This is a genomic window from Aerococcus sp. 150760013-2 (genome assembly GCF_053627715.1).
The window spans coordinates 19,347-33,273 of the sequence record NZ_JBSEYI010000004.1; the positions used below are offsets into that span (position 1 = coordinate 19,347).

The 13,927-nt window shown below is 43.7% G+C and carries 11 protein-coding genes; 1 reads left to right on the forward strand and 10 read right to left on the reverse strand.

Features of this window, described 5'->3' with window-relative positions; genetic code table 11:
* Positions 1 to 8: 8 nt before the first annotated feature.
* The 10 genes from ACUW85_RS02835 to ACUW85_RS02880 form a co-directional block, all read right to left on the reverse strand.
* A complete protein-coding gene (locus ACUW85_RS02835) occupies positions 9 to 1,193 on the reverse strand; it encodes an ABC transporter ATP-binding protein (RefSeq protein WP_182023138.1) in 1,185 nt (394 codons plus the stop codon).
* Positions 1,194 to 1,216: 23 nt separating this feature from the next.
* A complete protein-coding gene (locus ACUW85_RS02840) occupies positions 1,217 to 2,845 on the reverse strand; it encodes an ABC transporter substrate-binding protein (protein WP_149256297.1) in 1,629 nt (542 codons plus the stop codon).
* A gap of 21 nt (positions 2,846 to 2,866) precedes the next feature.
* Positions 2,867 to 3,811, reverse strand: a complete 945-nt coding sequence (locus ACUW85_RS02845) for an ABC transporter permease (RefSeq protein WP_149256296.1) — start codon at positions 3,809 to 3,811, stop codon at positions 2,867 to 2,869.
* Positions 3,812 to 4,022: 211 nt separating this feature from the next.
* Positions 4,023 to 4,973 (reverse strand): ABC transporter permease, encoded by a 951-nt coding sequence (locus ACUW85_RS02850; protein WP_016896660.1) that lies wholly within the window; start codon positions 4,971 to 4,973, stop codon positions 4,023 to 4,025.
* Positions 4,966 to 6,252 (reverse strand): M20 metallopeptidase family protein, encoded by a 1,287-nt coding sequence (locus ACUW85_RS02855; RefSeq protein WP_048725624.1) that lies wholly within the window; start codon positions 6,250 to 6,252, stop codon positions 4,966 to 4,968. The genes ACUW85_RS02850 and ACUW85_RS02855 overlap by 8 nt, the downstream gene beginning before the upstream one ends.
* Positions 6,224 to 7,450 carry a M20 metallopeptidase family protein gene (locus tag ACUW85_RS02860; RefSeq protein WP_048725621.1) on the reverse strand — a complete coding sequence of 409 codons (1,227 nt, stop codon included), beginning with the start codon at positions 7,448 to 7,450 and terminating at the stop codon, positions 6,224 to 6,226. The genes ACUW85_RS02855 and ACUW85_RS02860 overlap by 29 nt, the downstream gene beginning before the upstream one ends.
* 442 nt (positions 7,451 to 7,892) lie before the next feature.
* Positions 7,893 to 9,050 carry an N-acetylglucosamine-6-phosphate deacetylase gene (gene nagA, locus ACUW85_RS02865; RefSeq protein ID WP_182023139.1) on the reverse strand — a complete coding sequence of 386 codons (1,158 nt, stop codon included), beginning with the start codon at positions 9,048 to 9,050 and terminating at the stop codon, positions 7,893 to 7,895.
* Between the two features lie 261 nt (positions 9,051 to 9,311).
* Positions 9,312 to 10,490, reverse strand: a complete 1,179-nt coding sequence (locus ACUW85_RS02870) for an ABC transporter substrate-binding protein (protein WP_182023140.1) — start codon at positions 10,488 to 10,490, stop codon at positions 9,312 to 9,314.
* A gap of 338 nt (positions 10,491 to 10,828) precedes the next feature.
* Positions 10,829 to 11,926 (reverse strand): SLC13 family permease, encoded by a 1,098-nt coding sequence (locus tag ACUW85_RS02875; RefSeq protein ID WP_182023141.1) that lies wholly within the window; start codon positions 11,924 to 11,926, stop codon positions 10,829 to 10,831.
* Between the two features lie 152 nt (positions 11,927 to 12,078).
* Positions 12,079 to 13,215 (reverse strand): glycerate kinase family protein, encoded by a 1,137-nt coding sequence (locus ACUW85_RS02880; protein WP_182023142.1) that lies wholly within the window; start codon positions 13,213 to 13,215, stop codon positions 12,079 to 12,081.
* Between the two features lie 427 nt (positions 13,216 to 13,642).
* Here ACUW85_RS02880 and relB point away from each other — a divergent pair, with 427 nt between their 5' ends.
* The gene (gene relB / locus ACUW85_RS02885; protein ID WP_182023143.1) at positions 13,643 to 13,864 is read left to right on the forward strand and encodes a type II toxin-antitoxin system RelB family antitoxin; all 222 of its coding nucleotides are present in this window, start codon (positions 13,643 to 13,645) and stop codon (positions 13,862 to 13,864) included.
* Positions 13,865 to 13,927 lie beyond the last annotated feature (63 nt).

A 13,927-nucleotide genomic window follows, 5' to 3' on the forward strand; every position in this document is an offset into this window, starting at 1 on the left:
ATCCCCTCCTAACTTTCATAAACCGGTACAATTTCGGCTAATTCTTCATATAAATATGGCCCGTAAGTTGAGTCGGCATTTTCAAAGGCTGCAAGTCCGTAAGCTGAACTAGTAGCCCCTTGGCCCGCTTGCGTTTTTTCAGCAGCAGCCCGATCTAAAATACTTTGGTAGACCACATAACGCGCTTGAATATCTACTGGTAGCGTCACTTTAGGCGCTCGCTCATCTAACAACCATGTTGCAGCCTGATGCGTTTCTGAGACCTTAAACATGGGTGGATCTTTTACAAAATCTATATCCAGTGCGTAAGGGTTCCGTGGGGCAAAAGGGTCACCCGCCGCCAACTTGGCCATATTGGGTGGGTTACCTGGAATGGTATACAAGTTGTCGTCTTCTGTCGACAAGGTTGGGGTCGCTTCTAGTAAGCCCCAGGTATAAGGATGTTGCGGATGGTAGAAGATTTCATTAGTAGTCCCTGTTTCAACAACTCGGCCGGCATACATGACAGCTACTCTGTCGGACACATTGGCCACGACGCCCAAATCATGGGTAATAAAGATAACTGAGGTGTCGAATTCATCTTTTAATTGGTTGATCAATTCAATAATACGGGCTTGAACAGACACATCTAGTGCTGTCGTTGGTTCATCCGCGATTAAGATTTTTGGTTTACAAGCAAGGGCCATGGCAATCATGATCCGTTGGCGCATCCCGCCTGAAAATTGGTGGGGATAATGGTAGGCCTTTGTTTCTGGGTCTTTAATTTCTACCTTTCCCATAAGGTCAATAGCTCGGCGCATGGCCGTTGCCTTATTGACTTTGGTATGAGCCATTACGGCTTCAGCAATTTGCATGCCCACTGTCATTACTGGGTTCAGCGAGGTCATTGGGTCTTGGAAAATCATGGCAATTTCAGACCCTCTAATCTTGGTTAAGTCGGACTTACTGGCTTTTAAAAGGTCTTGGCCTTTAAAAAGGATTTCGCCACCTTCAATATTGGTCACGTTCTTAGCCAACAAACCGGTAATGGCTTTGGTAGATACAGACTTGCCTGATCCAGACTCACCAACAATCGCCAGTGTCTCCCCTTTTTTCAAGGAGAAGGATACGTCGCGGATAGCTGGTAGGACGCCGTTTAGGGTTTTAAAGGAAATTTTGAGGTTTTTAACTTCGAGTATATTGTCGTTGTGCATGTGGATCAAATCCTTTCTGTGGCCTAGTTGAAGGTCCATTCTTGAATATCTGTCAGGGATCCGAACCAGAATGGCTGGATACCACCATTTAAGTCGGTGGTTTGAATGGTAAATTGGTAGTCAGAATACAGTGGCACTAGGTAAGCTTGTTCTTGGAAACGCGCTTGGATAGCCTTGTAGGTTTCGTACCGGTCTTCAAAGCTTGTTTGTGATGCGCCTTGGTTGATTAATTGATCAAGCTCTGGATCGTTGATGTTGACTTGATTTGATCCTGATGATGACCAATAAGAGCCTTGGTCTGGGTCAACGTTTAGGGCTAACCCCATCATAGCTAGGTCGTAGTCACCTGCTGATACATTGGCCGCGTGGGTGGTAAAGTCGGCTGATGTTTGCACGACATCTAGTCCGATAGCTTCTAAGTCTTGCTCAATCAGGTTGGCGGCATTCATCCGGGTAACATTTCCTGTTGGAACGGCCAATTTAATGGTTTGACTAGTATCGAAGCCTGATTCTGCTAGCAATTCTTTGACACGATCTGGGTCATAGGCCACTGGATCTAAATCAGGATCTTTATAGGCTGAAATTGAGGTATAGGTAGTTGGAATAACCTCTCCTTCCCCCTGCAATAAGCCGTCTGACATCCGGTCGCGGTCAATGGCTGCTAAAAGCGCCTGTCTGAAAGTGGCGTTATCGAATTTTTCATTATTGATATACATAAACTGGACTGAAGTCCCGTAGTTAGATTCGACATAGATGTCCTCATTCTGTTCAAGGAATTTGATGTCTGAAATAGGGATTAAGGCAATCCCACCACCAGCGGTCATGTCTAATTCGCCTGCTTGAAGGGCAATCACCATACCGGTTGAATCCATGATATGGACGATGGCATTTTCAATAGCTGGCTTGCCTTTATGGTAGCTTTCATTGGCCACCATCTTGACATAAGACCCTGACTCATATTTCACGAATTTATAAGGGCCAGCAAAAACAGTCGGATTTGTGGCAAATTCAGAAGAACCCAGGTTATAGATGTCTTCTTTTTCAACTATATGCTTAGGGGCAATCATAATCTTAAAGGCAATGTTTTCATAAACGTAAGCTGGGTCAGTGGGTGTTTTCAAGGTAATGGTTAAGGTCTTGTCGTCAATGACTCGAACACCGGAAATGGTTTCAGTTCCTTCCGCTAATTTACCAGCATCATCCACCCCTTCGATAGACTTCAGATTGGCTGAGTTAGAAGTTTCAACATTTGGATTGGCGATGACGTTGAAATTATAGGCCACATCATCCGCTGTAAAAGGGGTCCCGTCTGACCAAACAACGTCATCTTTTATGGTGATGGTATAAACTAAGTTGTCTTCTGTTGTCATTGAAGCGACATTGGGTTCAAACACGCCTGCTTCAGGTTGGTCTAGTAATGATGGGTACATGAACCGTTGAATCCATTGGCCGGCAACGTCTGTGGTGTTAAAAACGTTAAAGCCGGAAATGGTGTTAGTTGTCCCAATATCCAGTGTATTGTCAGTAGTGCTTGTTTCTTGGGCTTGGATTTCAGTCGTTAGACCCACTGAACTATCATTGGATGTACCGCAGGCCGCAAGTACTAAGGTAGCCGCTGTTGCGATAACTAGCGATAATCGTTTTGCTTTCATGGTTTTTCCCTCCTCCCAGTCTTATATCTCACCTTCAACTGCGCTACGTAAGCCTTCACCAATAAAGTTGATGGATAAAACGGCTAAGAATACGGCCAATCCAACTGGTATCCACCGCCAAGATTGCATGGTTAATACCGATAGGGACTGAGCTGCAGTCAACAAATTCCCCCATGAGGCAGTAGGTGGTACAACCCCTACACCTAGGAAAGAAAGCGAAGCTTCTGTGATAATAGAAGTTGAAATCCCAAAAGTCATATTGACTAAAATTGGTGACAAAATATTTGGAACGATTTGCTTAAAGACAATGTTGCTTGTTGAATAACCAGAAGCAACGGCTGCTTGAATATAATCAGCACCTTTTAGTTTCATCACTTCTGCCCGGACTATCCGACAAAGCGGTGCCCAAGCAAATAAACCAATCACAATCGTTACATTCCAAATAGATGGTCCAAGAATCCCAACTGCAACTAGGACTACTAGGAAATAAGGGAAGGACATAATCACTTCCGTTAAACGCATGATCACAAAGTCCCATACACCACCTAGGAATCCAGCTAGTAAACCTAAACTGGTCCCAATGGCTGCATAAATCAATACCGATACAATCCCTACAAACATAGAGACTTGGCCCCCGTATAGTAAACGAGAGAATACATCCCGGCCAATTTCATCTGTCCCTAACCAGTGGGTAGCAGTTGGTGCTTCTAGAAACCCACCTACTATTTCATCTGGATTATAAGGGGCAATTACCCCCGCAAATACTGTTGCGGCTAATAAAATCATAAAACAAATTAGGCCAAATACAGCCGCCTTGTTGCGGGCAAACCGCTGCCAAATAATAGTCCAGTAGCCCGTTTGCTTGATGCTTGTATCTGTTTTTTGTGTCTCACGGGCAAGCATATGTTGATCCATAAAATCTTTTGGACTCGCATAAGTCGCTTTAAATAAGTGGTCTTCAGCCATCTCTTTCCCCTCCTAAATTCCTGTTAAGGTGTAAGAGCCGACGCAAAGAGAAGAACGTTGGAAGATTAGGGCAGTGGCTGACAAAGTCAGCAACAACCTAATCTGAAACACAGTTCTCTTTGGAGGCTCGAATCCGATTTTAATCCCTTTTCAATGTACAAAGCCGACGCAAAGAAAGGAATCATCTTGGCATCTTCTCGCACTGTCATGTTTATTCGTAGCGAATCCGCGGATCTACATACGCATAAGATACATCTACCAATAAGTTACATGCCAATACAGCAAAGGCTGATATCAAGGTAATGGTCATAATGACTGGATAGTCCCGTGCATTAATAGACGCCATCATCAATGACCCAATCCCTGGCCAGCGGAATACTTGTTCAGTTACGACTGCCCCACCGATTAAACGGGGAATATCAGACCCCATAACGGTTAAAATCGGCACTAAAGCATTTGGCAAGGTATGACGCTTAATCATATCCTCTTCTTTTAACCCTTTAGCAACTGCTGTTCGCATATAGTTTTGTTCGTTAATGCCAATGACGGTTGACCGGACATAACGGGTCATGTTGGCACAGTAAGAAGCCCCCAATACTAGAGTAGGCAATACATAGTAGGAAAGACCCTGCCAGAAGGTCATATCTCCTGATAAGTTTTCCCGACCCCCAATTGGTAACCAGCCCAATTCAACTGAGAAGAAATAAATCAATAGCATCCCTAAGAAGAAGTTAGGCATAGATACACCGGCAAAAGAAAAAGTCGTCAGCAAATGATCAACCCAGGTGTTTTTATGGTTAGCTGCATAAATTCCTAGTGGAATAGCCACAATATAGGCAACAATCAAGGTCCCAAACATCAACTGTAAAGTTGGTAAGAGAGCTTCGCCGATTAAACCTGTAACAGCCGTTCTCGTTCTAAAGGAGAAACCTAAGTCGCCTGTAAATAAGTTGGTCAACCACCGCCAATATTGAACTACAATTGAATCATTTAAACCCAAGTTTTCCCGAATCATTTCTATTTGTTCAGGAGTGGCATCCGGTGATTGGTATAAATCGGCAATATCACCTGGCGCCATTTGAATCATGGCGAAGGCTAAGATAGAGATAATCAACAAAACTGGCACAATTAGTAATAATCGTTTGCTGAGGTATTTAATCATGAGGCACCACCTTTAAATATTGACTTAAAGTCACCAGAAATAGTGACATAGCGTTTAGAATACAAGCTTCATTGGCGACGAATCTACTATTATGCAAAGGGTAGCTAGCTTGACCTTGCTTGTCCTTTTCCAGGAAGTCACAACCGATAGTGAAGAAGGCACCTGGTGTGTCTTCAAGGTAGTAGGCAAAGTCTTCGCCGTTCATCATTGCGCCTGTTGCGGCGGTGTTTTCGATAACATCTGTGAAAACGGCTGAGTAGTCGATGGCGGCCACTAGGTCAGTCACGATGCTTGCGGTGTTTTGAATGGCTGGGTAGCCCTCTTCATAATCCACACTAGCTGATCCACCATGCATAGCTGCTGTCATCTCAGCGATTTGAATGAATTGGTTCTTGATTGTGACCCGACCTTCTGGCGATGAGGACCGTACTGTGCCAACAAGGGTTGCTGTATCGGCAATAATATTTGGCGCGCCCATACCAGCGTCTACCCCCGCAACAGTCACCACTAACGGTTCAATGGGGTTGGACACCCGGGATACTAAAGTTTGTAGGTTGGCGATCGTTTCAGCAGCAATGACCACAGAATCGATGGCTGTATGTGGAGATGATGCGTGACCGCCACGACCTTGAATTTTGATTTCAAAGGCGTCTGAAGCAGCTGACCCATAACCCAGCGAATATCCAACAGTGCCGGCCTCTTTTGAAGGGTCAATATGGAGACCAAATACTGCATCCACACCCGCCAAGTAACCAGCATCTACAATGGCTTTAGCCCCGCCAGGTTTCTTCTCTTCAGCGTGTTGGAAGATGAAGACGACCGTGCCCGCAAATTCATCGCGGTGGGCTTGGATGACTTGAGCCACTCCTAAAAGTGTTGCGGTATGAATATCATGTCCGCAAGCATGCATGGCACCTGTATTTTCCGATGCAAAGGGTAAATCTGTTTCTTCCGTAATGGGTAAGGCGTCCATGTCTGCCCTTAAGGCAATGGTTGGACCCGGTTTAGACCCATGGACCCGAGCGACAATTCCATAACCATCCCCCACATTCCGGTCGATATCAAAGATTTTGGCTGACAACAATTCCATATAAACGAAATTGGCTGTTGCTACCTCCTCAAAAGACAATTCAGGATTTTTGTGTAGGTGGCGCCGGACTTGGACAACATCTGATTCAATAGACGCTGCATGTTTTAACCATTTGGCCAAAAGGGCTGCCGTGGCTTGGCTGACTTCACTTTCGATTCGACTAGTACTCGCTATATCTGCTTTCAACATAGGCTTCAACCTCACTTTCGATAACATAATGATTGACGATGGTTAAGATGGTTTCTAGTCCCAACATGAGACATCTTTGGTCAATTTCAAATTTTGGATGGTGATGGGGGTAATTCTCGCCGTCTGGATGGGCACCCGCTGGAATAAAATAGAAAAGTCCCGGGATTTTTTGGACGTAGTAGGCGAAATCTTCCCCACCCATACTAGCTGGCTTTTCATTGACCATGTCTTGGCCAAATCTTTCTTTAAAGATATCAACTACTGTTTGCGTTTCCGTTGGATGGTTGTAGAGGGCTGGATAGCCATCAATGAAATCTATCTTAACTGAAGCACCGTGGGCTGCCGCAATATCTTCAGATAGGGAGAATAAATCTTTTTTTGCAAGGGCACGTAAGTCAGGATTATAAGTCCGAATCGTCCCATTTAAGCTAGCAACGTTGGCCATGACATTGGCCACCCCGTTCCCAGCATGGAAGTTCCCAATTGTAACAACACCAGGATCCATAGGGTTTTTATGGCGCGAGATAATGGACTGTAATTGCTGGATCAGGTAGGCTGCTGTCAAGGTTACATCCACATTTTGGTGGGGAGTAGCTGCGTGACCACCTTTCCCGTGGACCTCGATGGCGAAGGTATCTGAATTGGCGGTCGCAAACCCTTCGTGGTAAGAGATGGTGCCATCAAAGGCTTTTTCGCCTGACACATGAAGGCCGAAGATTTTATCCACATCGTCTAGGGCGCCGGATGCCATAATGGACTTGGCACCACCTGGTTTCACTTCTTCCGCATGTTGGAAAAGGAATACCAATGTCCCAGCGATCTCTTCTTTCAAATGGATCAAGTATTTCGCTGCCGTTAATAAAATTGTCGTATGGGCGTCATGACCACAAGCGTGCATCACCCCGTCAACTGCCGACTTATAAGTTAAGTCTGTCTCTTCCTGAATTTGTAGCGCGTCCATGTCGGCCCGAAAGGCAATTGTCGGACCCGGCTTGTCACCTTTAAGTCTGGTGATCACCCCTCCGCCACCAACATCTGTTTCAATATCGGTGTAGCCAAAATTTTCTAGTTCTTGGCGTATAAGCTTTCTGGTCTGGTATTCATGAAAAGATATTTCTGGATGACGGTGTAAATGTTCGAATGTTTCACTGGCATACGCTTGATAATTCAAAGCGTGATGATTGGCGTCTTGGTTCATGTTCTCCACCCCTAATTTTCTTATCTGATTATCTATACTGATATAACGCTTTGTGTTACATTTTATAACATACAAGGTTACTCATGTAACGTTTTTTAATCGATGTTTAAATTATAGATTGAAAAATAATTATATGCAAGTACATTTTTATCAGTGAAATCTCATTTTCATTCGTTTTCACGATAAAACCAAGCTTTTGAAAGGTTAAAAAATTTTACCAATTGATCTAGTCAAAAGGCGAATTTGCTCACAATTGTGACAAGTTATGTCATAAAACATTACATGTCATTAAGAGTTGACTAGATAGGTTTGTAAGAATTTTGCCTTTTTACAAACAAAAAAAGCACCAAACCAGTCGACTCATGTCAACTAGCTTGGTGCTTAAAATTGGAGGTGCGCAGAAAGTCGCTCCACTGCACAAATTCATTTTTATATCTATTGGTTACGCTTGAAATACTGAAACACCATTTAGGTAAGTTTCTTTTAGGTTCATATCAGCATCAACCACAATGAAGTCCGCTGCACGGCCTGGTGCAATCACACCAACTTGGTCTTCTAAACCAACAGAGGCTGCTGGCACTTGCGACGCCATGCGCAAGGCATGCTCACTGTCAACAACGTCCCACTCAACCACATTCTTAACCGCTTGAATCAAGGTCAAGACTGACCCAGCTAAATTACCTGACTCAAGTCGCGCTTCACCTTCTTTTACAATAACCAGAAATTCGCCTAATTGGTAGTGGCCATCAGGCATACCTGCCGCTGACATGGCATCTGTAATCAAGACTGTTTTGTCCCATCCTTTGGCTTTCACCAAGGCTTTGGTTGCACCTGGATGGACATGTTTTCCATCACAAATTACTTCCGCATAGGTATCATCCGTTGCCATCGCTGCCCCAACCATTCCTGGATTGCGGTGGTGTAAACCAGACATGCCGTTATAAGTATGGATGAAAATGTTGGCACCCGCATCAACCGCTGCAGTCGCTTCTTCATAGGTCGCAGATGAGTGAGCTAGGGCTACTCGTACCCCTTCTTTCGTGATAGTTTCTGTGAAAGCTTTAGCCGTCTTCCGCTCTGGCGCTAGGGCAATTTTATTGATCAAACCTTTGGCCGCTGACTGCCAGATTTCAAATTGACCCAAGTCAGGATCACCCATATAGGCTGGGTTTTGCGCCCCCTTGTGTTCTTCCGTGAACCATGGTCCCTCGAAGAAGATACCTAAAATTTTCGCCCCCTCAGCTTCCTCGTAGTGGTCACCGATTTTTCCAGCAACAGAAGTCAACAAGTCAGCAGAAGAAGTTAAGGTTGTTGGCAAAAAGGCTGTCACACCTGTCGATGGCAAGCCTTTAGACATAGTCTGAACCGCTTCAAAATCATCATCCATCACATCTGCCCCGTGGAAACCATGGATGTGGGTATCCACTAAACCAGCCGCCACTGTATAACCCGTGTAATCTTTAACCTCACCTTTTAAGGGTTTCTCTATCGTTGCATAACCAAATTGACCATCTTTGACTTCTAAATAAGCCTTTTCTACAACTTCGTCCGCTAAGATAATCCGGTCCGCATAGATATAATATTTATTTTCTTCTAGCATATGTCCCACACTTTCTTTCTATATATAAATATATTTTCAATGTGATTTGTTGATCCATAATGTATTATACGCTACTTGATCGAATCATCCTATGACTAACAATCGATTTTCTCATACCGTGAAAATGTCTCAGAAGCTATGTGTAGAATTAACTTGAAATATTAGCTGTACTCAAAAAAGAGTCACGACATGAACATCGCGACTCTTCTACTAATATTGGCCCAACTTAGTCTTGTTATCCTTTTTTCAAAAAAGTAGGTCTTATTCAGCTGTTACGGCTTCTACTGATGAGATTTCGCCTTCTGTGTAGCCTACTACGAATGAGTTCATTACTGGGTTGTGGTCTTCATCGAATGAGATGTTTCCTGTTACCCCTTCAAAGTCTTGGGTTTCTTCTAGGGCGTTGCGGATGGCTTGTGGGTCTGTTGAACCGGCACGGTCGATGGCGTCAGCTGCTAAGCGGGCTGCGTCGTAACCACCTGCTGAGAACAAGTCTGGCTCTGTGTCAAATTCCGCACGGTATTTCTCTGCGAATTCGTTGGCTGCGTCTGATCCATATTCTCCTGTCACGAAGATGGTTGCGTAGTAGAAGTCAGTTACGTTTTCTGCACCCGCTAAGTTGATGAATTCGTCGTTACCTAATCCGTTTGGTCCTAAGATAGCGGCATCGATACCCATTTCACGGGCTTGTTTCACGATGGCTCCACCTTCTGGGTAGTAACCAGCGATGAATAATACGTCTGGATCTTGGGCTTTAACGTTGTTTAGGATTGAGCTGAAGTCAGTGTCTCCTGACAAGAATGACTCTTTGATGACAACGTCACCTGAGTAGTCTTCTTCAAATTGAGAAGCTAAGTTTTGACCATAATCCGATGAGTTATCTTGTAAAACGGCAGCCGTGCTCCAACCTTTCTCGTCCGCAAAACGGCCAAGTGCTTCTGTTTGGTTAGAGATTTGGAAGGCAATTTGGAAGACATATTCAAATACATTTCCTTGTGAATCCAATGTTAAATCATCAACCGTTGCTGAAGGGATGATCATTGGAACTTGCGCGTTTTCAGCTGGTTGAATCGCTGCTTCTGTTGAGGCTGCGATATCTGACGCTAATAATACAGACAAGTTTTCTTCTGCTAGCAGACGTGTGGCTTCATTGGCAGACTCTTGAACGTTAGATTTGTTATCTGTTGCAATGTAGTTGATTTGCTTACCATCGATACCACCCGATTCGTTAAGTTCATTGAAGGCTAAAGTCGCACCGTCATTGATGTAAGAACCGTAAGCAGATGCTGATCCAGTTAAACCAAAGTCCCCGCCGATGTTAATCGTATCAGAATCTTCTGACCCCGCAGAAGAGGAGCTGTTGGATGTTTGTGTCACTGAACCACAGGCAGCTAAAGTAGCTGCAGATAATAATGTTAAACCAAATTTCTTCAAATTCATATTTTCCTCCTAAATCAAACCCTACCAATAAATACCAACAATACAAACCTTTATCAAGTAGACTAAAAATTTGCTTATACCAATAAAAAAAGCCTCCCTAAATGGGAAGCTTAGGTCCCATCTAGTGTTTCAACACAAATAGGACATATGAAATTGGCTGCTGCCGAATTCCCTAAGTCCTAGAATCAATAATAATAATGACAATATGCTTATTATTTTGCGTTGTGCTTAACATAATGAGATGCCTCTTTCGTTTTCTAATATAATTTTAATTTATACTAAAAGGGTCAAGAATGCAATACTTAATTAAAGGATAATGATAAAAAAGTGAGAAAAAACTACCACGGGAAGAAAAGGAGGCCTAAAATCAGGACAAAAATCACATTTATGATGGTGAAAATCTTGAAATAAGCCCTAGAATCCATGGACATAGCGTTTCGAATAATGGTAAAACCGATTAAATTGGCTAATGAAGCGACCATGGTTCCTAAGCCCCCAATGTTAACCCCCATCAACAAGCTATGAGCCTGGTCTGTAAAGGGTGAAACCAGAATAGTGGTCGGAACATTTGAAAAGACTTGTGAAGCCAAGAGTCCTGTTAGGTAAGCCATGGCCTTGCTTGAAATATTAGCTGCCAACCAAGTTTGGACAAGTGTTAAGTCAGTAATGTTTCCGACTAATACAAAAAATGACGCAAAAGTCAGTAGCAATAAATAATCCACTTGCAGTAAATACCGCCAGTTAGTCAGGAGGACATAGGCCACAATAAAGGCCACGGTCCAAAAAATATTAAATAAGCCAAAGATAGCAGTGACCATAAGCACCATGCCAATACTCGCTTGAATAACAATCGACCTATCTACTGCATTGCCCTCAACTTGTGTGTGTGCTGCCCTTTTCTCTACGAAGAAAGTTGCGACCATAACAAGGATAAAGCCGGCGACCATCAGGGGTAGGGTCCACCACATGAAGCTGACGAAATCGACTGGATAGGTTGAATAGATGATGAGGTTTTGTGGGTTGGAGAAGGGGAAGAAGACCCCGCCTAAGTTTGCGGCTACGACTATTAGGGCTGCCCCGAGCACCCGGCCTTTGAAGGCTGGTAGGTGACGCAGGATGTTCAAGTAAATCGGTAGTAGGGTCAGGACGGCGATGTCGTTGGACAATAGGAATGATCCAAAGAATGAGGTCAGGACCATGGATTGGATGATGACGCGGCTATTTCCGGACCAGTCGATCAATTTTATCGACGCCCACCGTAATAAGCCTGAAGTCTGGAAAAAGGCTAGGACAATCATCAAGCCGAATAAACTGACTAAGACGTCATATTTGATATAGGTCGGGTCAAATTGGCCGAATATCACAGCAATTGTGGCCAAGCTTGCGGCAATCACAAAGAGCAGGTTCTGCCGTACCCAAATGTTCATTTTATGCATAAGTAAATCCCCTCAAATTTGTATTCCCATAAAAAAGTCACCAGCCAAGAAATTGGCGGTGACTCCATTAATTGCTACATTATTCTACCAAAAGAAAGTGGGATTAACTATGTAAAATTGCCTTGATTAACAAATCCGAGAGGGACTTTTGACTATGAATAAATAGCGCGAATGATGTTCTCAGTAGTAGACGCTAAATTATCTTTCGCATTGGCAATCAGATCATCCAAGCTAGCAGCACCTGGCGCAATGCCAAAGACTGCCTCAATGCCTTCAGTGTAGAGCTCATCAATACCCTTGCCAACATGGCCTGCTAAGGCGATGACCTTTTTATCGGGATTGACCGACTTGAAGGCCTGGGCAACACCATATGGGGTTTTTCCGAATTTCGTTTGGAAGTCAATACACCCTTCACCCGTCAAACATAAGTCACAGCCTACTGCCGCTTCCTTTAGTTTGGTATAGGCCAAAACCATTTCAATCCCCTTGTTCATCTCTGCGTCAGTAAAGGCTAGGAATCCACCGCCAAGACCACCCGCTGCTCCAGCACCTGGTGTATCCGCGATTGATTTACCTAAGTCTTTTTGGATAATGTCCGCAAATGCTTGTAAATTATGGTCTAAACTAGCGACCATTTCTTCATCCGCCCCTTTTTGTGGGCCAAAAACAGCTGAAGCCCCTTCTGGACCAACTAGGGGATTGTTGACGTCAGAAGCGATGATAAAGTGGGTAGTTTTTAAACGTTTGTCTACTTGGTCAACTTTAATGGTTGCTAAGTCAGCCAAGGCGCCACCACCGTAGCCAATTTCATTGCCGGCTTTATCTATCAGTTGGTAGCCTAGTGCTTGGGCCATTCCAGCACCCCCATCATTGGTTGCAGAACCACCAAGGCCAATAATAATTTCTTGAATACCTTGGTCAAGACAAGCCAAAATCAATTGACCAGTTCCGTATGTTGTCGTCACCATTGGATCCTTTGTTTCCTCGGTGACGTAGCCTAAGCCAGATGCCTCAGCCATTTCAATGACGGCCGTTTTGCCATTACCTAGAAGCCCATATTTAGCCGTTACTGGATCACCTAAGGGACCAACCACTTCCGCTTCAATGACTTTCCCATCCGTTGCGTCAACTAAGGATTGGACAGTACCTTCACCACCATCCGCCATGGGAATCTCCACAATTTCCGCATCCGGCAGAGCTCGGCGAATGCCTATCGCCATTGCCTTGCAAGCCTCCAAAGCTGTCAAGGACCCCTTGAAGGAATCCGGTGCCACTAAAATTTTACGCATATACTTGTCACTCCCGTCCTGAATGTCTTTGTTTCATTCTACCAAAAAAGCGATTACAAAACCTAGATTGAAGTTTTTCGTTAACTTGAAAGTGATAATCTTATGTGGTATTATAACGCTAATATTAGCGGTAAAGATTTTTTGTAGGCATTCTTTAAAGGATGCCTTGATAGAAGCGCTAGATAAATTCTAAAATATTCAGCGTTTCGTGTATTGAAGAGGTGATCATTTTGCTAGGCATGTCTAAAACAAGATTTTTTATTAGTTTTTGCTTATCCCTATTTCTACTTTATGGCATGGTATCACAAAATAGTCAAATGATGAATATCGGTAGTCTCGCAACACTTATCTATCTCGTAATCCTAACCATCTATGATTTTGTGGTTAAACGACGTCAGAAATAATAGTCATCACAGGAGGCTATAATATGCATACATCTTCCTTTGGCGTTACGGATGAAGAATACTTATTTATTCAATATATGGCTAAATTGAATAACTTGAGTGTTTCAGAATTAGTGAGAACAAGTCTTCTGACAGACCTAGAAAAGCAAATGGATATGACCTTGTACGAGAAAGCAATGGCACAACATCAATCTAAAGATGAAAGCATATCTCACCAAGAGATGCTGGAAGTGTTGGGCTTTTAGGCTGTAATAAATTTTAAACATATAAAATAAGGACCAAGATTTGGGATTATGCGCTTGCACTTT